The 20,740-nt window shown below is 59.0% G+C and carries 20 protein-coding genes and 1 tRNA gene; 5 read left to right on the top strand and 16 right to left on the bottom strand.

Annotation, left to right across the window (positions count from 1 at the left end):
• Positions 1 to 60: 60 nt before the first annotated feature.
• Positions 61 to 828, bottom strand: a complete 768-nt coding sequence (locus tag ACH2ED_RS08815) for a DUF1080 domain-containing protein (protein ID WP_395090287.1) — start codon at positions 826 to 828, stop codon at positions 61 to 63.
• Between the two features lie 120 nt (positions 829 to 948).
• Between ACH2ED_RS08815 and polA the strand changes: the two genes are divergently transcribed.
• The 3 genes from polA (at position 949) to ACH2ED_RS08830 (ending at position 5,158) form a co-directional block, all read left to right on the top strand.
• Entirely contained in the window at positions 949 to 3,780 is a 2,832-nt protein-coding gene (polA, locus tag ACH2ED_RS08820; RefSeq protein ID WP_395090289.1) for a DNA polymerase I, read from the top strand.
• 330 nt (positions 3,781 to 4,110) lie between these two features.
• Positions 4,111 to 4,725, top strand: coding sequence for a hypothetical protein (locus tag ACH2ED_RS08825; protein ID WP_395090291.1), 615 nt, complete (start codon positions 4,111 to 4,113; stop codon positions 4,723 to 4,725).
• Position 4,726: 1 nt separating this feature from the next.
• Entirely contained in the window at positions 4,727 to 5,158 is a 432-nt protein-coding gene (locus ACH2ED_RS08830; protein WP_395090292.1) for a fibronectin type III domain-containing protein, read from the top strand.
• A 214-nt stretch (positions 5,159 to 5,372) separates the two neighbouring features.
• On the opposite strand, the gene ACH2ED_RS08835 is transcribed toward ACH2ED_RS08830, so the two are convergent.
• From ACH2ED_RS08835 to sthA, 6 genes are all read right to left on the bottom strand, one after another.
• The gene (locus ACH2ED_RS08835) at positions 5,373 to 5,786 is read right to left on the bottom strand and encodes a hypothetical protein (RefSeq protein WP_395090294.1); all 414 of its coding nucleotides are present in this window, start codon (positions 5,784 to 5,786) and stop codon (positions 5,373 to 5,375) included.
• Entirely contained in the window at positions 5,786 to 6,034 is a 249-nt protein-coding gene (locus ACH2ED_RS08840) for a hypothetical protein (protein ID WP_395090296.1), read from the bottom strand. The genes ACH2ED_RS08835 and ACH2ED_RS08840 overlap by 1 nt, the downstream gene beginning before the upstream one ends.
• A gap of 30 nt (positions 6,035 to 6,064) precedes the next feature.
• Positions 6,065 to 6,253 (bottom strand): hypothetical protein, encoded by a 189-nt coding sequence (locus ACH2ED_RS08845; protein WP_395090298.1) that lies wholly within the window; start codon positions 6,251 to 6,253, stop codon positions 6,065 to 6,067.
• Between the two features lie 373 nt (positions 6,254 to 6,626).
• Positions 6,627 to 6,699 (bottom strand) — tRNA-Glu (locus ACH2ED_RS08850).
• A gap of 36 nt (positions 6,700 to 6,735) precedes the next feature.
• Entirely contained in the window at positions 6,736 to 7,779 is a 1,044-nt protein-coding gene (locus ACH2ED_RS08855) for a hypothetical protein (RefSeq protein ID WP_395090300.1), read from the bottom strand.
• 148 nt (positions 7,780 to 7,927) lie between these two features.
• Complete coding sequence (gene sthA, locus ACH2ED_RS08860; protein ID WP_395090301.1) at positions 7,928 to 9,334, bottom strand: Si-specific NAD(P)(+) transhydrogenase; 1,407 nt, start codon at positions 9,332 to 9,334, stop codon at positions 7,928 to 7,930.
• 68 nt (positions 9,335 to 9,402) lie between these two features.
• On the opposite strand from sthA, the gene ACH2ED_RS08865 reads away from it, so the two are divergent.
• Together ACH2ED_RS08865 and ACH2ED_RS08870 are read left to right on the top strand one after the other, a co-directional pair.
• A complete protein-coding gene (locus ACH2ED_RS08865) occupies positions 9,403 to 9,558 on the top strand; it encodes a hypothetical protein (RefSeq protein WP_395090303.1) in 156 nt (51 codons plus the stop codon).
• 23 nt (positions 9,559 to 9,581) lie between these two features.
• Entirely contained in the window at positions 9,582 to 11,435 is a 1,854-nt protein-coding gene (locus tag ACH2ED_RS08870; protein ID WP_395090305.1) for an ABC transporter ATP-binding protein, read from the top strand.
• 17 nt (positions 11,436 to 11,452) lie between these two features.
• On the opposite strand, the gene ACH2ED_RS08875 is transcribed toward ACH2ED_RS08870, so the two are convergent.
• The 9 genes from ACH2ED_RS08875 to ACH2ED_RS08915 are packed head-to-tail and all read right to left on the bottom strand — an operon-like array spanning position 11,453 to position 20,724.
• Positions 11,453 to 12,121 carry an intradiol ring-cleavage dioxygenase gene (locus ACH2ED_RS08875; RefSeq protein ID WP_395090306.1) on the bottom strand — a complete coding sequence of 223 codons (669 nt, stop codon included), beginning with the start codon at positions 12,119 to 12,121 and terminating at the stop codon, positions 11,453 to 11,455.
• A gap of 38 nt (positions 12,122 to 12,159) precedes the next feature.
• On the bottom strand, positions 12,160 to 13,062 hold the full coding sequence (thrB, locus tag ACH2ED_RS08880) for a homoserine kinase (RefSeq protein WP_395090308.1): 903 nt from the start codon (positions 13,060 to 13,062) through the stop codon (positions 12,160 to 12,162).
• Positions 13,055 to 14,551, bottom strand: coding sequence for an AAA-like domain-containing protein (locus ACH2ED_RS08885; protein ID WP_395090310.1), 1,497 nt, complete (start codon positions 14,549 to 14,551; stop codon positions 13,055 to 13,057). Before ACH2ED_RS08885 ends, thrB begins: the two co-directional genes overlap by 8 nt.
• Positions 14,548 to 15,921 carry a uridine diphosphate-N-acetylglucosamine-binding protein YvcK gene (gene yvcK / locus ACH2ED_RS08890; RefSeq protein ID WP_395090311.1) on the bottom strand — a complete coding sequence of 458 codons (1,374 nt, stop codon included), beginning with the start codon at positions 15,919 to 15,921 and terminating at the stop codon, positions 14,548 to 14,550. Before yvcK ends, ACH2ED_RS08885 begins: the two co-directional genes overlap by 4 nt.
• A gap of 2 nt (positions 15,922 to 15,923) precedes the next feature.
• Positions 15,924 to 16,766 (bottom strand): RNase adapter RapZ, encoded by an 843-nt coding sequence (rapZ, locus tag ACH2ED_RS08895; RefSeq protein ID WP_395090312.1) that lies wholly within the window; start codon positions 16,764 to 16,766, stop codon positions 15,924 to 15,926.
• A 6-nt stretch (positions 16,767 to 16,772) separates the two neighbouring features.
• Entirely contained in the window at positions 16,773 to 17,159 is a 387-nt protein-coding gene (locus ACH2ED_RS08900; RefSeq protein ID WP_395090314.1) for a phage holin family protein, read from the bottom strand.
• Between the two features lie 24 nt (positions 17,160 to 17,183).
• Positions 17,184 to 17,897: an ABC transporter ATP-binding protein gene (locus tag ACH2ED_RS08905; RefSeq protein WP_395090316.1), complete on the bottom strand. Its 714-nt coding sequence runs from the start codon at positions 17,895 to 17,897 to the stop codon at positions 17,184 to 17,186.
• The gene (locus ACH2ED_RS08910) at positions 17,890 to 19,128 is read right to left on the bottom strand and encodes an ABC transporter permease (protein ID WP_395090318.1); all 1,239 of its coding nucleotides are present in this window, start codon (positions 19,126 to 19,128) and stop codon (positions 17,890 to 17,892) included. Before ACH2ED_RS08910 ends, ACH2ED_RS08905 begins: the two co-directional genes overlap by 8 nt.
• Positions 19,129 to 19,137: 9 nt before the next feature.
• Positions 19,138 to 20,724: an efflux RND transporter periplasmic adaptor subunit gene (locus tag ACH2ED_RS08915; protein ID WP_395090319.1), complete on the bottom strand. Its 1,587-nt coding sequence runs from the start codon at positions 20,722 to 20,724 to the stop codon at positions 19,138 to 19,140.
• Positions 20,725 to 20,740 lie beyond the last annotated feature (16 nt).

The following is a 20,740-nucleotide window of genomic DNA, read 5'->3' on the forward strand; positions in this document are numbered from 1 at the left end:
CAGGCATGGGGCATCCTCCGATCGAGATAAGATGCCTTGATTATGACATGAAATTCTGCTTCAATGTAGGGGGAGAAAATTTATGCCGGGTTGTACTAGCTTGGTATCAAGCGTGAGCTTCTGAATCCAGACATTTCGGAACCGCACCGGGTTGTGGTGCCCTTGCAAAAGAATAGGCAGGGGCTCCGGCCCTTCCTTTCGACCCGCGCCGGTCTTGCGGGGAATGGCGTAGTCATCGTGGATCAGCTGCTGATTCTGATACACCGTGATCCGCGCATTCTCGGTCTTTTTCTCACCGTCGAAACGGGCGGCGCGGAAGACAATATCATAGCTCTGCCACTCTCCGGCCTTTTTGTTGACAAGACGATCCGGCTTCTTCAGCTGGTACACGCTGCCGCCGTAGCTGGCCTTGTAGTCTTTTTCCGCCACGCCGAAGGAGTTGAGAATTTGGATTTCGTAGCGCTGTTGGAGGTAGATCCCGGAGTTGCCGTTCTTCTCTGGATCGGTGGCATCTTTGACTTCGTTGACATTGAATTCCACGTGCATACGGAAGTCCTGGTACGACTCTTTAGTGACGAGGCTCTCCCAGCCAAGAGGGGCGGTAAGGACGCCCCCCTCAAAGACCCACCGTGTGGGAGGCTCTTTCTCCGGAACCAGCTCGTATCTCGTTGCACCGACCAGTTGAACCGCATCCGCTGGACGACCCATCTTGTGGATGTCAATGATTCCACGAGTCGAGCCCAGACTCGGCTTCTCCTGTGCGGCGGCGCAGAGTGCGCACAGGAGAAGTGCCAGAAGAGTAAGCGGGGAGTTTAGCGTGCGCTGCATGGTTTTATAATCCTCACGTTGGACGGAACCGTTTTTGGTCTGCACCATTGTAACCCATCGAACATTTAGTTTCGCTCGGCGAGGCACCGTTCCTGGAACCGGGCAGGTAAAATAGCCCAAATGGCAAAAACACTCGTTCTCCTCGACGGTAACTCGCTGCTTTTCCGGGGCTTCTTTGCGGTGCGCTCACTCACAAACTCCAAGGGCCTACCCACTAACGCCCTGTTTGGCTTCACGCAGATGCTGTTGGGCGTGACGGAGAAGCACCACCCCGATCTGATGTTCTGTGCCTGGGACACGCACGAGCCCACTTTTCGACACGAGCTGTTCACCGAGTACAAAGGCACGCGCCAAGACACACCCGATGATCTTATTCAGCAAGGGCCGTATGCACGTCGCCTCGCCGATGTCTTTCGGGCAATCTCACTGGAAGCGCCCGGCTACGAGGCCGACGATATTATCGGGACGCTCGCCACGCGGGGCAAGGCGGCGGGCTACGACGTGCTCATTGTGAGTGGCGACTCCGATATGCTGCAACTCGTGCAGCCAGGAGTGACAGTGCTGACCACCATTAAAGGCATCACGGATACGGTGCTCTATGATGAGGCGGCAGTGGAGGCGCGCTACGGCCTCAAACCCTTCCAGCTCACGGACTACCGCGCACTCAAAGGCGACTCCAGCGACAATATCCCCGGCGTGCCGGGCATCGGCGAGAAAACGGCCACGACACTGCTGCAAGCCTTCCCGACCGTGGAGGAGCTGGAGGCGCGGCTCTCGGAAGTAACACCGGCACGCATTCAGGAGAAGATTCGCGAGAACTTAGATAAGATGCGCCTCTCGAAGTATCTGGCGGTGATTAAGAAAGACATTCCCCTCCCCGAGGCCGCTGCTCTCCCCACTCCCGACACCTGCCCCGATTACTCCCCTGACTACGCGGCGATAAAAGTCTTCTTCGATGAGCTAGAGTTCCGCACGCTGGCACGGCGGGTGGAGGCCATCAGCCAAGGCTCCCCGACCAGCCCCCCCCGCCCCCGCCCGGCGGGGGAGCCTGAAGCAGAGGTGGTAGCGGAGGCAAAGGCGGTTTTACTGACCGTCACTGAAGTTGAAACCGATGCCGATGTGGCGGAGCTGCTTGCTACGGCGAAAGCGGCAGGCAAGATTGCCATTCGGCTGCACACAGATGAGCAGTCAGCACTAGATGCGACTCTCTATGGAATTGCTATTGCCACCGGAGACGGACGCGTTTTCTACTGCGCCATCACCGATGTCCCTACCGTGCCAAGCAGCGACGGTCTCGGAGGGCTCTTCGATTCTCCTTCCTCAAATCCCCCCCGCCGGGCGGGGGATGGGGGGGAGGTTGTGCGGGCAGGGCGGATCACGACAGTCGCTCAGCTTCTTGTAGACAATGGCATTGGCAAGCTGACCTATGATGGACGAACTGACCTCACGGTTCTTTCACGGTACGGTATCAGTGTTTCCTCACTTGCCTTCGATGCAGAGCTAGCTGCGTATTTGCTCTTCGCCGGCCAGCGCGCGACCTATCCTTTGCGTGACATTGCGCAGAACCATGCCGGGCGGGAGTTGCCGCCTACCCTGGAGAAGAAAGAGCGTGCGACGCTGGATGTGGCGATGGTGTTTGAGCGCGATAAACAAATGGCGATTGCGTCGGCGGAGGCGATCTTTGCGCTACAAGAGGTGCTGGAGCCGCGCTTAGAAAAAAATAAACTCTCGGAACTTTTGCAGACTCTAGAGCTGCCGCTGGTGCCAGTTCTGGCCGAGATGGAACGCACGGGGCTGCTCCTAGACACGGTACTGCTGGGCAAGATCGCGGCGGAAATGGGGGGTCAGATCACGACACTGGAGAAGAGTATCCACGCACTCGCTGGGGAGCCGTTTGCGGTGAACTCGCCCAAGCAGCTCGCCGAGGTGCTCTTTGAAAAACTCAAGTTGCCGTCGGGGAAGAAGACCAAGACGGGATACTCAACCGATGCGGATGTGCTGGAGCCCCTTGCACTGGAGTACCCGATCGTGGCCAGTGTGGTGCAGTACCGCGAGCTGGCAAAACTCAAGAGCACCTACGCCGATGCGCTCCCGGCGCTAGTACGCTCAGACGGCCGGGTGCACACATCGCTGAACCAGACCGTGGCGGCGACGGGGCGCCTGTCGTCGTCGAATCCCAATCTTCAGAACATTCCCATTCGTACGGCCATTGGTCGGGAAATTAGAAAAGCGTTTGTCGCGCCGCCTGGAAGAATCCTGCTCTCGGCGGACTACTCCCAGATCGAGCTGCGTATCTTTGCCCACGTGGCAAACGACACGGACATGCGGGCGGCGTTCTCCTCGGGCGAGGACATCCATAAGTACACAGCGAGTAAAGTCTACGGTGTCGCGCCCGGGGACGTCACTTCCGATATGCGGCGTGCGGCCAAGACGGTGAACTTCGCGGTGCTCTATGGCATCTCGGACTTCGCGCTGGCGCGGCAGCTCAAGATTCCACAGAGCGAGGCAAAAGCCTTGAAAGAGTCGTACTTTGCGCGCTTCCCGGGCGTGAAGGTGTACTTAGACTCCACGATCGAGTTTGCGCAGAAGAACGGCTACGTCCAGACCCTCTTTGGCCGTCGCCGCTGGATCCCCGACATCAACAACCGCGTGTTTAACTTCCGCCAGGCGGCGGAGCGGGCGGCGGCGAACATGCCGATTCAGGGGCTGAGTGCGGACATCATGAAGAAGGCAATGCTCTCGGTGTCGGCGATGCTGAAAGACACGCAGCTCCCGGCGCTACTGCTGCTACAGGTGCACGATGAGCTGCTCTTTGAGGTGGAGAAAGACGCGGCAGGCGAGCTTGGGTCGCAGGTGAAGGCGTGCATGGAGGGAGCATATGCGCTGACAGTGAGCCTGGACGTGGAGGTAAAAACGGGGCTGTCGTGGGGCGATACGACGGTGGTCGGGTGAACCTAAAAACAAGCTCTGCAAAGACAGCAAGTAGCCCCGCCATAGCTCTGGCTGTGGGAGTCATCAAGTCCAAAGCCTCCGTCAAGGAGAGAAAGCCCGCCGCCTTGCCGCTTTCATCAGGGCTTCACGTTCAGGGCGGAGTTTTGCCCCGAATGAGATGTAGGTGACTTCACCAGCGATAGTCCAGCCCCGCGAGGTGACGTACTGGCACACAGGGCTCCGATCCGAATACGCTCCGGGAATTCGCCAACAAGGTCAATGATTGTCAGAGCCCATTTCCGGTATTTTAACGATCTCAGGGAAAGATATAACTCTGCCGCTATTTAGGGCATGATTAGACGCCGTTTCCTCAAATCGTTTCTGTCCACCGCGCTTGGTCTCGTGGGAGGTAGTCTGTTTCTCTCCCCCGTACCCGCTGCCGCACAATCTGCCCTGTTTAACATGAACACGGCCAGTGTGCCCAATGAGGTGCTCGTCGGCGTGAACCCGGAATTTGGGTCTCTTGCGCTGATGAATATCGAAGCCAGTGTGGGGCACGTGATCGAGTACCTTCCTGCGCTACGAGTCGCCCGAGTGCGCTTGTACGGAGGGCTGGAGGGCTACCGTGTGAGCACTTTCGCAAGCCGGATGGTTGGGGTGTCTTTTGTTGAGCCAAACTATGTACTAACGGCCTACCAGGCGACGACGGAAGCGGCTCCCAACGATCCTGGCTATGCCGCGCAACAGTGGGCACCGCAGAAAGTGAAAGCGGACCTCGCTTGGCCTCTCTGGAGCCCCAAAGAGTCCACCGTCATTGCCATTGTAGATACGGGAGTGGCGATGGATCATCCTGATCTGGTTGATAAGATCTACCGAAACTCCAGCGGTCAGGTTATCGGCTACGACTTTATCAATGGGGATGCCGACCCCAGCGACGATCATGGCGGCTCCTTTGGTAGCCGGTGAAGTGGCACTCTTAGCCTCGCACGCCCCCAATCTCTCCAATGCCGCCTTGCGTGACTTTGTGCTGAACAACACCGATCCTGTGAAATCCTTTTCGGGTCGGACGATCAAAGGAGGGCGGGTCAATATCTACAAGGCGATCTTTGCAATCAACTCACTGCCTGCCCCCCCCAGTAATCTCAGTGCAACAGCAAAATCGCGCTCGCAGATTACTCTGACGTGGACGGACAACTCCACCAACGAGGCCAATTTTGTGCTGGAGCGCTCCTTGGATAACATCACTTTCACGACGGTGGCAACGCTGGTAGCCGGGGCGAAGACCTACACGAACTCGTCGCTGATAGCAAATAAGCTCTACTACTACCGACTACGTGCAAAGAACACCTACGGAGTTTCGGACTACTCCAACGTCGCCAGCGCGAGAACCCTTCCGTAGCCTCCTGCCCCCCACAAGTGCTAATCTTGTCCCGTAACTTCTTGTGCGAAGAGGGGCCTTGATGCGCTCCATAGGACTTTCGTCAAGTTTGCCTTCAGCAGGGCCGTGGGTAAGGTAGTGCCCGAGAAGCCCACCAATACGCTCGCGGGAAGGGTGTCTTCCTGCGAGCCTAGTTTTTCAAAAGGAGGAATGCTTTCTACAGACCTATTTCGGGCTATCCGGTCTCCTGAGGGTAATCGGTATCGTCGCTCATGATCTCCTGTGCACTCTTTGTTTTCACCCCGACGTAACGAAGAATACGAACCTGGCCCGCATCGGGATCTTGCTGCGTAGGATCATAGATTGAGAAGACGATTTTGCAGCCTACCCACTCCGGGTTCTTTCGATCTGGCCCGCGATAAAGCCGTGTGCGCACTTCAGCCCGTCGGCGCTCTGACTCCGGGCCATTCCTGGGAAACGAACGTGGGCCGGGAAACTCAGCAATACCATCCGTCGCGGAGAGCATGCCATCCCACCAACGCCTCGCGTACTCAGCGCCACGGGCCTGGCCAATCGTCAAGAAGAGTACGTCACGCTCCGCATGGGCGACATCGGTCAGAATCACTTCCCAAGGAGCGGGATCAAGCATCAAACAAGACCCGCTGCCTTGAGTAATTCCTCAGCATGAGCAAGTGACTCAGCACGATTGTGTGGCCTCGTCTTGCCTGCTTCGACTTGCGCCAAAGCCTCATCTACCTTGCTCCATTCGTCGGGAGTTAAATCCATGTTTTCCTCCGCAAAGGCGGCGTCTACAATCTCTCCGGCCTTACGGAGCGCCTCAGGATCGTCTACGAGCCGTCGGGCAGTTTCGGGAGAGACATTTATCATCAGTGTCATAATTTTTCTTCTTCGCTTAAGTCTGTCGCACTAGGCGGAGGTCGCCCCCTCATTGATCCGAGCCTGTTCCTGCTTGAGAAGCCGCCGCACCACCTCAGACAATCCCCCTGGTTGCTGTTTCCCCCACTCTGCAAGCAGCTCATCAAGGTAGACAGTAGTACGAACACGCCCTGGAATGGGAGCTGGCCCTGGGGGTCTTCGTCGCTTTATCTCAGTCATGTTTACCAGTCTATCCTGGACATAAAAAACATGCAAAGTGGCAGGGATGTACTGACTCAGTGGTGAATCTCTCAGGGACAGGCGCTGAATACTCATGCACAACACCTCTGGCCTTACCCATAATTTTGCCCAACTTCAGGAGCACGATGTCGCGTGTGGGGCTGCTGACGGCACCCGATGCGACGTTCTTCGACCTGCTCGACCGACTGCGGGATGAGGACTTTCTCCCCCGTGAAGTAGCTCAGCTCTTCGGGGAGCGCCTTCCCCTTCGAAGGGCCAGAGTTTCAGCCCCTGGTCGGCTGAATTTGTCATGCAAGACTCACTAAAAAGCCTGCTGGAAGTATCTTCCAGCAGGCTTGGTTTCTAGCGAGAGTAGCCCGTAGGGGGATCGAACCCCTGGTCTCCTCCGTGAAAGGGAGGCGTCCTAACCGCTAGACCAACGGGCCAAAGCGTGAAGATTATACCGTGCTCCGACCACTGCGTCAAGCTTTGCGGCGACGACAGAAGGGAACAAGGCCAAGCAGGCAGAGCGCCACCGTCGTGGGCTCGGGAGCTACCGCTGCAGCCCCTTCGGACTGGGAATAGAGCCAGTCGCGGTTGGCAAGGCTACCAAAAACAGCGCTGGAGACGCTAAAGTGATTCTCCCCGGGGAGGAGCTGCGCGGTTCCGATTGCACCCGCGTTATTTAGAGCCGTCTGCATCTTGAGCAAGGCACTCTGCTGATCCGGGAGGTCGCTGCCCCCTGCGAAGGCACGTAAAGGCTGCGACAAAAGGCCAGATATCAGGTGGCTCCCAAAGGCCCCCGAATCCCCCACACCAGAGAGAGGAATTGCCGCGGCGTACTTGTGAGGCTGGCGGGTGACAGCATCCCAGACACCATCGCCTCCGGATGACCAACCGACCAGGTACTGACGGTTAGGATCTACCAGAGGAATGCTAAACGGGGTGCTGTCTACTAGATTCGTAAAGGTCGGGGAGGTCAGTAGAGCATCGGTGAGGCTAAAGGTGCCGCGCAGGCTCGCGGAGATTGGGAAGTTACGGTAGTCGTACTCATCACTCGTGCCATAGTTATTGAGCCAGTATTCACCCAGGCTATCGTAGCCATAGTTGACCGGCGCAGTGCTTCCCCAGCGTGCCTGGTTCTCCAGATACTCCGCATCGCTCGGGAGAAAGTCCTTGATCCCACGAGGCGCGACATAGATCGCGGGGCGGTCAATGAGCTGGAGGGAGTCGGCAAAGGCCCAGCTATCAATTCCCGGAGTGCCATCTATATCAATCCCATTACCGCGCTCGCCCTGTCCATGCAGATACATCACCACGGGCAGCGGCACCAGAGGATTGTAGGTTCCCGGCGCAGGGATATAGACCTTAGTAGGAATCGTCCTCGTCACCGATGCGCCCCCCGCAGTCGTGTAGCTGTAGGTGTAGTTGAAGACTTTCAAGCTACTCTCTGTAGGTTGAGCAAGAGCGGGCACACTCGCCAACCCGACCCAGGCAAAAACAAGGAGAAAACGCGAATTATTCACAAAGTCGAGACATGAGCAAGAGTTATGCCAGTAGCACTCGGCCTTCACCCACCGATTGGATCGGTGATTCGTGAAAAACATTAAGATCTCAACGTCATTTGGATCTGGCTACCCTCTAGGCAAGAACAATGCCAAAGTGTATAGTTCTTCAGACAGGCTCTCGACGTTTTAGAGCATCATAGGTGGCAGATTTATAGGATTCGGAGAGCGTCGGATAGTTGTAGCAAGTGCGCAGAAACAAGTCCGCCCCTTGTTCGGCCAGCATCGCAGTCAGACCGATGTGCACGAGCTCCGAGGCGCTCTCGCCGATAATATGCACTCCAATAAGCCGCATGTCCTCGCGACGGAACACCAGCTTGATAAACCCGAACTGCTCCCCGATAATCTGCCCTCGGGCGTTGGCGGCAAAGCTGGCACGCCCACAGACCGCGTCTATGTTTTTCTCCCGTGCGCTCTGCTCGGTCTCGCCCGCACTACTCGCCTCAGGGATGGTGTAGATGCCGTACGGGAGAATCGGGGCCAGATGGCCCGTGAAGTTGCTCTGAAACGCGTGCGACATCGCCAGGCGCGCCTGCTCCATAGAGGCGGAGGCAAGCGACGGAAAGCCTACGACATCACCCGCCGCGTAGATTGAGGGGACGTTAGTCTGAAAGCACCCATTGACCGTGAGCAGCCCCCGTTTGACAGCCTCCAGCCCGGCGGCGGCTAGATTCAGGCTCTCGGTATTGCCGCTACGCCCCGCCGCAATCAGAACCGTATCGGCAACAATCGAGCCGCCGTAGCACAGGGCGCAGCGCCAGCCCACTTCATCGCCTTCGTCGTCGCGCTCTACATGCTCGATCTGATCAGGCATCCGAAAGAGTATCCCCAGGGCGACCATACGCTCTTTCAGCGCACGTGAGAGATCGCGGTCAAGAAATGAGAGTAGCTCGTCGCGAGCCTCCACCACGGTCACTTTCACGCCCAGGGTCGCAAAGAGGCAGGCATACTCGCATCCGATCACGCCGCCCCCCGCAATAATCAGACTCTGTGGGATATGCTGCAGCTGCAAGATCGTATCGGAGTCGTAGATATCAGGCTGGCCTGAGGGGAAAACCGGCGGGTGCCAGGGCCGAGAGCCGGTGGCGATGAGCACAATATCGCCCCGCAGAACCGTCGTCGTCGCCCCCTCAACTTTCACGGTGTGTGCATCCACGAACGACGCCGCGCCGCGATAGAGCTCAATGCCGTGGCTGCCGATGCTGCCCGCGATCCGCTGCCGCTCGGTCTCGGCCACACGCCGCTCACGCCGCAGAAAATCCTGCACGGTAGCTTTATCACGTAGGCACGCATCCAGGCCATAGAGCTCTCTCTGCTGAAACCCCGAGAGAAAGAGTGCCGTCTCTCGCAGCGTTTTCGAGGGAAGCGTCCCCGTGTTGGCCGCCGCCCCGCCCAGATGTTGGCCCCGTTCAATCAGCGCGACTTTCTTTCCCAGAAGCGCCGCCTGCGCCGCCCCTTTCTCCCCCGCCGGGCCGGAGCCAATCACGATCAAGTCGTAGCGCGTTGTCTCTTCCATGTAAGCCTCAGCATACCCGAAATGTCAGAGAGCGTATCTTGCAGCACACTTTCTGCGTCTACTTTGCTATGACTCTTTTCTTCACCGGACTCGCCTGGTGCTTTCAGGGCTTTGGGCTCCCCACTCTCCTCGTTCTTACCTTTGTGGGTCTGGGGCTCGTCGCTTACAACCGTCGTAATCCTCCGCAGACCAGTCCCCCGGAGCGCCTGAAGCAGCACTACTAGCCCAAAACGGGTATGGTAGAGCCATGGGTGTAGGAGGTGGGTGGCGGGGGCCGGATCAGAGCCTGGGGGGCTTGCCTCGGACGTTTGGGTTGCAGAACCGCAATACCGGCGGCGAGGGGCCAAAAGGGCCGCTGGATCGAGCGCTGCTAAAACGCGTGCTGACGTGCCTTGCTCCGTACAAAACGCTCTGGCTGGGGATTTTTGGCTGCCTCGGGGTGAACGCGGCGCTCGGGGTGGTGCCCCCGCTTTTGGTGCGCGGGATTCTCGACGACGCGATTCCCAAGCACCAGCTCGCTCTCCTCTTCTGGCTGGTCGGCGGCATCCTCGGAGTGAATATCCTGATGGGCCTGCTCGGGGTTTTGCAGAGCTTCTTGAGCGCCCAAGTCGGCGAGGGACTACTCTACGATCTTCGCAATCGCTTATTTTTGCGCCTCCAGCAGATGTCACTTAGCTACTACACGAATACCCGGGCAGGGGAGATTGTGGCGCGGGTGAGCAGTGATGTCGGGGCGGTTCAGGGCGTCGCGACGGGCACGGTGATTAGCATTGCCAATAACTTGCTGACCGTGATTGCGACCATTATCGTGATCTTTGGGATGAATCCCAAGCTGGCGTTGGTGGCGCTGATCGTGGTGCCGGGCCTCTACCTGCCGACAAAGCTTGTTGGGAAGCTGCGGCGCAGGCTCGCCACCGAGGCGCAGGAGACGCAGGCGGACTTGCTGGCCTTTGTGCAGGAGCGCCTGCATGTGGGCGGGATGCTACTGACTCAGCTCTACGGCCAGGCAAGGCCCGATGCGAGCGCATTCGAAAAACTCACACAGCAAGTGAAGTCTCTGAATCTGCGCCAGACACTCGCGGGGCGCTGGCTGTTCATGAGCCTAAGCGTTTTCTCCGTGGCAGGGCCCGCCCTCATCTATCTTTTTGGTGGCATTGAGGCATTGAGCGGGCGGCTGACCCTAGGGAGCATTATTGCAATCGTGGCATATCTGGCAAACCTCTACCGCCCGCTGGCGAATTTAGCGAATGTTTATGTAGATGTGCAAGGTGCACTGGCGATCTTCGAGCGCATCTTCTCCCTACTCGATCAAGCGCCAGAGATCGCCGATGCACCAACTGCCAAAACGCTCACACAAACACGCGGCGAAGTCCGCTTTGAGAGTGTGGGTTTTTCCTACCCAAACGCCGCGACTCCCGCACTAGCTGAGGTCTCTTTTACGATTGCGCCAGGTGAGCGCGTGGCCTTGGTCGGGCCAAGCGGCGCGGGCAAGACGACGATTACCTACTTACTGCCGCGCTTTTTCGATCCCACGTCGGGCAAGATCACACTCGACGGCCTGGACTTGCGCGAGATTACGCTGGAGAGCCTACGGGCGCGGCTCGGGATGGTGACCCAAGAGACTTTTTTGTTCCACGCCACCGTCCGACAGAACCTGCTCTATGCCCGCCCCGATGCCACTGATGAACAGCTTAGCGCCGCCGCAAAATCCGCCCACATCCATGACTTTCTCGCCAGCCTTCCCGATGGCTACGACACTATCGTGGGCGAGCGCGCGTTTCGCCTCTCCGGCGGTGAGCGTCAGCGGCTCTCAATTGCGCGTGCTTTGCTCAAGAATCCACAGCTCTTGATCCTAGACGAAGCCACGAGCAGCCTGGATGCCACGTCCGAAGCGCTGATCCAGGAGGCACTGGAGACGCTGCTTAAAAACCGCACGGCGCTGATTATCGCCCACCGGCTCTCTACCATCCGCACCTGCGACAAGATTGTCGTGCTGGAACAAGGCCGCGTGGTGGAAGTGGGGCCGCACGAGCAGCTCCTCGCCCAGAACGGCCTCTACGCGGAGCTGTACCACAAGCAGTTTCGCACAAACGCCCAATAAAATTGCCGACACCGATCTCAATCAGCGTCGGGGGTGATGCCCAGCACGATATCAAAACCCGCCGTGAGCTCCCCGATCTTGGAACCCTTCAGCGGCTTGAATTCGGCTAAAAGCAGCTTGCGCTGCGCCTCGGCGATTCCCTTCAACACACCGTCGGTCTGGTTTTGCGCCTCGCCCGCAATGTAGCACTGGGTGACGAACTTCTCTTTGCCTTTGAGCTTCACGGCCACATGAATGTGCGGCGTGCGCCCTGGGTACGGAACCGGCTTGATCGTGCGGAACAGATACTCGCCGGTCGAGCCGGTAATAAAGCGCCCAAAGCCCTGGAAGCCTTTGTCTTGCTTCTCTTTTTTAGGAACGCTGTCCTGGCTGTGGATATAGACCCCGTTGTTGTCGCACTGCCAGATCTCCACCGTGGCGCTGCGCAGGGGGTTGCCCCGTGCATCCAGAATCCGACCAGAGAGATAGGTGACGACTCCCACGGCAGGCGTGAGAGCATCGTTGATGGATAGCAAGTCGTTGTCCGTATCAAGCGGGAGCTTGTCCGGGTAGAACGGCCCTTCCGTTTGTTTGGGCGTGCGTACCAGTTGTTTAGGCGTACGCGCCGAGGCTAGCTCTTGGGCGAACGCGCCCGGTGTGGCGAGCAGCACGCTGCCCAGTGTCAGAAAACTTCGTCGTTGCATCATAGGAAAAGCGTACCATACATTCGCCCGCTCTGTGCAGGTCAAGGGGCTTCAATGCTCGCCCCATTCGCATCCAGATTGAGAGCCATCCACTGGGCTAGCACCCCAGCACTGCGGATAGCACCCGCCATTGCCTCCCCAATACGCTCTTCGTGGGCTTCGGTGAAGGCCAGCATGGCACTGCCGCTGCCAGAGAGAGCGGCTCCGTAGGCCCCTGCGGCGAGTGCGGCATCGAGTGCGGCACGAAAACCAGGGATGAGTTTCTCACGGTAGGGCTGGTGAAGGCGATCGTCCATTCCCACACGCAAAAGCTCCCAGCGGCGGGAGAGCAGTGCCGTCATGAGCACCGCAACCCGGCCCAGGTTGGCGACAGTCTCCGCGCGTGTCCAGGACTCCGGCAGAGCGGCGCGCGCTTGCTCGGTGGGAAGAATCAGCTCCGGGATGCAGACAACGGCTTTTAATCCCTCAGGCGCGGGCACCGAGACGCGTGTAATCGTGCCATCGGGCTCACGCACGGCAATCTGAAAGCCGCCGAAGAGTGCAGGTGCGACATTGTCCGGGTGTCCCTCGATCTCCAGCGCAAGCGCAAGAATTTCTTCGCGATCCAGAGGGTTCCCTAGCAGCGCATTGCCTCCCAGCAAGCCGCCCACAACCGCCGTGGAGCTACTTCCTAAACCACGGGAGAAGGGAATGTTTGCCTCGGTCTGCACAAAGAGCTTCGGGCGCTGTTTGCCCAGCTTTTCGTAGAGCCGATTGAGCGCGAGATGCGCCAGGCTATCCTCACCCAGCACGAGGGTACGGGGCCGTAGCACAGGCGATGCGCTGGCCGTGAGCACATCGAAGTAGAAGACATTGTGCAGATCCAGCGCAACCCCAATGGTATCAAAGCCGGGGCCGATATTAGCCGATGTTGCAGGGACACGAACCGAAATAGAGTTACTCAAGGTGTTTTCTCAGGTAGTTTTCGTAGAGTAGGCAGCGCAGACGTGTCTCGGAGGCACTCTCTCCAAACAGCACACCCGCAGCCCGCAGGCGGAAAAAGGCATCCACGGAGGGAGTTTTGCCTCCCAGTACCCGCAAAATGGCTTCACGAAGAAGGGGTTCCTGGCTCAAGGAGAAGAGGAGCCGCTCCAGGTGATCGTCGAAGACGTGGGTTGTCTCCAGCGTACCACCTGTGGCCAGCACTTCCAAGCCCCGACGGGTCAGATACGGGTGCCCACTCAGCAGCGCATACAGTGCGGCGGTTGCATCGCTTTGGTAGCGCCTGGCAAGCTGCTCGACTTCGCTTAGTGTAAAGTCCGTGAGAAGCAGGCGCACACCGACATTGAACGGCGACTGATTGGGATCCGTAATAAAAAGATGCGCCTCCGTGGCATAGGCAATCGCCACGCTCAGACGGCTCCACGGCCCTTCGGGATCAAGCGTCCGACGGTTGTGCCAGGAGCGCAGGAGCCCGAAGACCTCGCTCCCAAAGCTCAGGGGAAACAGCCGGTCAGCTTCATCCAACCCCCAGACCAGCGGGCGCTCACTAACGGCAAAAATAACCCGTCGCAGATAACGCTCTAAGTTCGCCGCCCCCGAGCGACTTGCACTCCAGTGGCTCTCGGGGAGTGTGTCGAGGTCGAGCTGTTCACACAGGCTCTCGGCCATTGCCCGGTAGAGGCTCTCCGCCGAAGCAAGAACATCACTGCCCAGGCTCTGAAAATCCAAAATCACCACTTGTGCGCCACGCTGGCGTGCCGCCTGCAAGCCACGAGCGAGCAGGCTCGTCTTCCCCACCTGACGTGCGCCTTTAAGCAGCACAATAGCCGACTGTGCCTGCAACGCTGCATGAAACTGCCCGTCTGTAGCGCGCACCACGTAGTGCTCCGAAGTTAGAGGGACGGCACCACCAGGGGTAGCGCCGTGGATTAAAATCCATGGTGCCAGCTCCCACACGCGCACCCGCTCCCCGTGCTTGGTGTCGCGCTCGCCCACAAACTCAAGTCGCTCTTTCCAGGCATCGTGCTCTCTCACTAAAGCAACGGCAGCATCGGAGAGAAAGATCTGGCCCGCATCGGCAAGGTCCATGATGCGCTTGGCAGTGTTGATCCCACTTCCCGTGACACTTACCGCGCCGTTGATATCACTGACACGTGTCACCGGGCCAACATGAATCCCCATGCGCAGCGGAAGCGCGGCGGCCTTCTCCCTCACCTCACAAGCACAGGTCAGGGGCGCTAGCGCGTAGCGCAAAAAGACAAGTGCCACGCCATCGCCCGTTGCGATAGGAATAAGCTCTCCCGCCTGCTCCGCCCTCTGAAAGGCAGTCGTACTTCGAACACACGCCAGCAGCTCGGTGACACGCGCTGCCTGCGCCTCTTGCGAGAGCAGTGAGTAGCCCACGAGATCCAGAAAGAGAACGTGGCCTGTCTCTGTCAGGTTGACCGTCACAGCGGGCCTCGTCGCTTGATACGCCGCTCCTGCCAGAGACGAAGAATCGCACGGGCGAGGCGCTCATGGTCGTGGCGGACGAGCTGCGCTTCAAAGAGGAACTTACCGACGATAGGCCGGTAGCCCATGTCTTTAATGGCCTCAATATCCGCGGAAACAATCTCAGCCCCGGTCTTTGCATAGCGCTCCATCGCCTCCAAAGACGGGCGTGTCGTGTTCACTAACACATAGTCCACGATCTTACGGCCGACAGGCAAAGGGAGCAGATGCCTCTCAATAGCCGCCAGATGCTGAGAGGCCGTAAAACCATCGGTCTCACCAGGCTGAGTCATGACATTGCAAATATAAATACGTAGCGCACGGCTTTTGGCAAGCTCCTCCGCAATAGGACGTACCAGCAAGTTCGGGATCACCGATGTAAACACACTCCCAGGGCCGAGCACCACAATATCGGCATCGCGGATGGCTTCCAGAACAGCCTGTGGAGGAGTCGGCGCTTCTGGACAGAGCATAATCTGATCAATCGCACTCGGGTCCTTGACAATCTTCGTCTCCCCCGTCACTTCCCGACCATCGGCAAGCTTCCCCACAAGAACGACGGACTCCACGGTGGAGGGCAGTACCCGGCCACGAATCGCCAGAATCTCACTGGTCTTCTCCACGGCCTTTTCAAAATCCCCCGTAATCTGCATCATCGCCGCAATGAGAAGATTACCAAAACTATGACCGCTCAGACCGTCTTTCGTGTCTCGGGTCTCGAAGCGAAACTGAAAAAGCTGCTGCATCAGCGGCTCCGCATCGGCGAGCGCCACTAAACAGTTCCGGATGTCCCCCGGTGGCGGCATTCCCCCGAGCTGCTGCTGAAGCAAGCCCGACGAGCCACCGTCATCGGTCATGGTCACCACCGCCGTTAGATTCGAGGAATATTGTTTCAGGCCGCGCAAGAGAGTCGAGAGCCCCGTCCCGCCCCCGATCACCACGATCCGCGCCCCCTGATTGAGCGAGCGCTTCCTCTGAATTACCTCAGGCAGGCTCTCTAAATGCTCGGGCGAGATCACCCCGACGATACTGCGATTGACAGCGATCAAGGCGCTGAGAATCAGCAAGAGGCCCAATAGAATCAGCGCCAGCCCCACCGGCAGATAGAAGCGCATGTCGGCGATATCCACATGCAGAAGCTGGTTGATCCGGTGATCGAGCCAGTCGTAGTAGTCCGTATTGCGAATATTGATGAGAAGCGCCACCCCGATCACAACCGGCAAAAGCCCGATGGGGATCAGTAAAAGATAGCGCTTGACCTTCAGACCAGGTGCCAGCCACTTGACACCACTGACGACCATCTGCTGCGGATTGGAGAGCGGAGTGGCCACGCTTAGCGCCTCTCCACATCACGGTGCTGGGTGAGCACTCTGTAGCCCAGCGCTTTCAAGAACGCCGAGAGCTTCTCCGAGATCATCACGGAGCGGTGCTTGCCCCCTGTGCAGCCAATGCCAATGGTCAAGTAGGCCTTTCCCTCCGCAATATAGTGCGGGAGCGACCAGCCCACCAGATCATAGAGCCGCTCCAGAAACGCTCCGGTTCTTTCATCCGCCTCCACAAAGGTTCGGACTTCTTCGTCGCGCCCGTCTTTTTCTCTGAGTGCCTGATTGTAGTAGGGATTGCGCAAAAAACGCACGTCAAATAATAAATCCGCGTCGAGGGGTGTCCCGTGCTTGAAGCCAAACGAGGCAACGGTCACCGTGATGGGCTGCTGCTGGTGCTCGGGGGCGGCAAAGCGCTCGCGCAGAAACGCCTGTAGCTCGGGCATGCTCATGCCCGACGTGTCAATCACAAGATCAGCCTGCTCCTTGAGAGAGGTTAACCGTGTTCGTTCCAGAGCAATCGCGGGGAGGATCCCGCCTGCCTCAAAGAAAAACGGATGGGGACGGCGGGTTTCCTTGAAGCGGCGGATCAGGATCTCATCACTAGAGTCCAGAAAGACAAGAGTGGGCGCGACGGACAGAGAGAGAATTCCGGCGGGGAGCGCCTCAAACTCCCCGGAGCGCACATCGTTGACAATGCAGAGCGGCTCGTCCTTGGGCATGCCCGCAAGCAAAGACGAAAACAGGCGCGGCGGGATATTCTCCACGACCTGCCAGCCCATGTCCTCAAAACTGCGCGCCGCTGTCTGCTTGCCCGCCCCGCTCATTCCTGTCAGCACCACCACGGGAGTCATGCGCGCTTAGTCCTTATCCTTGGGAATCAGCAAATCCAGCACCCCCGAGATAGACGAGAGTGCTATGGAGCCATAGAGCGCGGGCAGAAACCCCTGCACCGAGAGCCCCAGCCCTACCGACCCGGCGATCCAGAAGAGAAGCGCATTGACCACGAAGCGCATCAGGCCCATTGTCAGGCAGTTCAGAGGCGCGGCCAGCAAGCGCAGGAGCGGCCCCACAAAGGCATTGACCAGGGTTACCACGGCGATGGCGAAAAACGCCCCGACCGCCCCCTCCAGCACCAGCCCCCGCTTGCCTCCGAGAAACGGTGCGAGCGGCTGAACATAACTCCAGGAAAACACGGTCAGGTAGAGCGCCACGGCCCCCACGATCCAGCGAACAATCCAGTTCATTTCTTTAATTTTCTCCCTTGGGCATTATACCGGGGACGAACCACCCCCAGAGACTTCGCTGATCAGGCCGTCTTCGATCCGCAGGATCCGGTCGGCGGCGGCGGCTAAGCGATCGTCGTGCGTTACCATGAGAAACGCGACACCCGTCTCTCGGGCGATCTCGCGCATGAGCTTGAACACGTCCTGGCCGGAGCGTGAGTCAAGGTTCCCCGTGGGCTCATCGGCGAGCACCAGCTTGGGCTTGTTGCAGAGCGCCCGCACAATCGCGTTGCGCTGCTGCTGCCCGCCCGACATCTGGTTTGCCCGCTTGTGCATCTGGCTCTCCAGCCCGACGCGCAGAAGGAGGTGCTTGGCGTAGGCGATATCCGCTTTCTCAGGCGCACCCTTCTGGATCGCGACCGGCATGAGGGTGTTCTCAAGGCAGCTAAACTCATCGAGTAAGTGATGGAATTGAAAGACAAACCCGATCTTCGTGCCGCGCAGGTTCGCCAGGCCATCCGACGAGAGCGTGGCGATATCAATGCCATCAATCAGCACCTGACCGCTTGTGGGCGTGTCCAGTGCCCCCAAAATATTGAGCAGTGTGGACTTGCCCGAGCCCGACTGCCCGATAATGGCCACAAACTCCCCCGCGAACGCCTGCATGTCTACTCCGTGCAGCACCTCAACTTCTTTGTTGGTGCCCGGGTTGTAAGCTTTGTACAGTCGGATCGCTTGAACAATCGGTTGCTCAGCCACGGATCACCTCGACCGGGTTGAGCTTGGAGGCACGACTTGCAGGAAGAATCGCGGCGATCAGGGTGGCGATAATCGCAGCAGCGGCAGCTCCCCCAAAGATGGTGGGGTCGTAGATTATCGTGAAAAGCTTGTCCACTTTGCCAAAACGCGCGGCCTGTGGGATGTTTTCCAAGGCACGAAGAATTAAGTAGCCCCAGAGACAGCCGACGAGTGCTCCCGCCACTGCGACACCTATCCCCTCCAAGGTGAAGACAATAAGAATCTGCTTATCCCGCGCGCCCATGCTCTTTAAGATTCCGATTTGCTTTTGCTTCTGAATCACGGAGACAATCAGCACCGAGGCAATCGCAAAAGCACTGGCAAGTAACACAAAGCCACAGATCATATTGCGTGTCTGGTTCTGCGAGCGGATGGCATTAACAATAAATGCCGAGTCCTTCATCCAGGACTCAACTTTATAGGGCAGACTGGCCGCGATCTGATCCGCCACGGCATCCGCGAGAAAGGCATCGTCGAGCTTGAGCAGCATTGAGCTAACATTCTGCCCGGTGTGAAAGAGGCTCTGGGCATCGCGCAGTAGCATAAATGCCTGCCCGAGGTCGGTGGCATTGTTGCCGGTGTAGATCAGGCCCGCAATCGTGAAGCTCTCGGTGACACCCTGTGCGGACTGGAGCCGCACGCGATCCCCCAGCCGCACCCCGGCATCCTCTGCCAGTCGCACCCCGATCACCAGCTCGCCAGGGCGCAGATCCAGCCAGCGCCCGGCAATCAGGTCTTTCTGGAGCAGGCTGATCCGCTCTAGTTTAGCAGGCTCCGCGCCGGAGATGCTCACAGCAAAGCGCTTCTCGCCTCGGATCAGAAAGGCACTGCCACGCACTGCCGGTGCCACGGTCGTGACATGAGAAAACTGTGCCAGCTCCGTTTCCAGACGCTGCCACTGCTCCAGCTCGGTCCGCTGCTGCACCGCTTTTTGCTGGTTCGTCGCCAGCAGCTCCCCTTCTTTTTGCGCCACTACCTCCGAGAGCATCTTAGGCAGCGGATCAGGTGCCTTGACGGTCACGTGTGCCAGCGAGCCTACCAGATCTCCGATAAAGCGCCGCTGAACCCCCGTGATCAGTGTCTGGATAAAGATAATCACCGCCACCGCAATCGCCACTGCAAAGACCGTCAGCACCGTCTGCCCCCCGCCAGAAACTAAGTGCCGCCACGCCAACTTGCTCTCAAATCTCATGGTAAGCGCCTACTTCCCGGGGCCGGGTGAGGGCTTGACGATGACCGGTTCGAGCTTGTCGCCTGGCTTGTGCCCCACAGGATTGAGGAGTACCTGCGTGGTCGCCTCCAGGCCCGCGAGCACGGGAATCCCATCGGGGCCGGGTGGCCCCGCTGTAATCACTTTCTTTTTGACCTCGTCGCCCTCCACGATCAATACCGTCGAGATGCCGCCAATGGTGGTGACACTCGTGAGCGGAATCACCAGACGCGACATCGGTTCGCCGAGCTTAATATTAACGGAGAGAGTCTGGCCGGGCCGCAGCCAAGCGGGTGGGTTTACGGGTGTCAGGCGCACCTCCACCGTGCCACGCTCGGTGTCTACCTGCGCTCCGAGCTCACGGACTTTGGCGCGGAAGGTCTGGCCGGGGTAGGCATCACTGGTGACAACGGCTTCCTGGCCCGTCTGGAGCTTGCCCAGGTTCACCTCATCCAGATCAATGCGGATCTCCGGCACGGAGGTTCGCACCAGCCGCACCAGCGCCGCGTTGGGGCCGGTGACACCGCCCGCCTCGGTGACGATCTGGGTGACCGTGCCCTCGAACGGAGCCGTGACAATCACATCGGCAAGCCGCTGCTTTGCGACTTCCTGCGCACGCTCCGCCTCGGCAAGCCGGGCCTGGGCGACCTCTCGGGCACGGGTAGCTTCACGCACCCGGTTTTGGGTCACGGTGATGTCTTCCGCGCGCGGGCTTGCTAGCAGCGAGGTGAGCTGTGCTTTGCCGGAGGCTCTTGCCCCGGTCACAGTGGCTTCGCTGGCACGGATCTCGGACTCCGCCGCTTTCGTATCGGCCTCGGCCTGTTCGAGTTGCTCGGGGCGTGTGCCCGCTTTAAGCTGCCGTAGCCGTGCCTGGGCGTTCTCCAGCGTGCGCTTCGCCACCCAGAACCCAGTCTCCGCCTGGTCGGCAGCGGCCTGGGACACGGCTCCCTCTTTGGCGAGCTGGGCCTGACGATTTCTATCCCGATCGGCCTGTGCGAGGCTGGCCTCCGCCTGACGTACCTGCGCTTCAGTGGCGTCTATTTCTTCGTCGCGTGGGCCTTTTCGGAGCTCCGCCAGCCGCCGCTGGGCGAAAATAAGCTTCTGTCTGGCCACTGCAAGCCGCGCCTCAGCCACCGCGACTGCCTGGTTGGTATCGGCCTTGAGGCGCGTTATATCAGAGGGAAGAGGGTTTCGAGAGGCCACAGCAACCTGCGACTGCGCCGTACGAATGGCGTCCTGTGCCTGTCCGAGTGCGGCACGTGCCGTCAGAACCGCATCCTGGGTCTGGGAGAGCTGTGAGCGCAAGACTTCGTCATCGAGTCGGGCAAGGATCTGGCCGGAGCGAACTTTATCGCCCTCGCGCACGGCAACACTCGCCACTCGCCCACTCACCCGCGCGCCCACACTGGTCTCAAGCTCACCCCGCAAGCGCCCCGAGGCCGCAATGCTCTCGGTTACGATCTTGGCTTGGGGAAGAACAACGTCAACTTTGGGAGGGAGAGCGCGCCAGTAGGAGACACCGCCTCCCGCAGCGGCGAGCACCACGAGCCCAGCAAGCACCTGTGGAATTTTTGGCATAGCACGGGCATTGTAC

This window comes from Armatimonas sp., assembly GCF_043757465.1.
Lineage (GTDB): Bacteria > Armatimonadota > Armatimonadia > Armatimonadales > Armatimonadaceae > Armatimonas.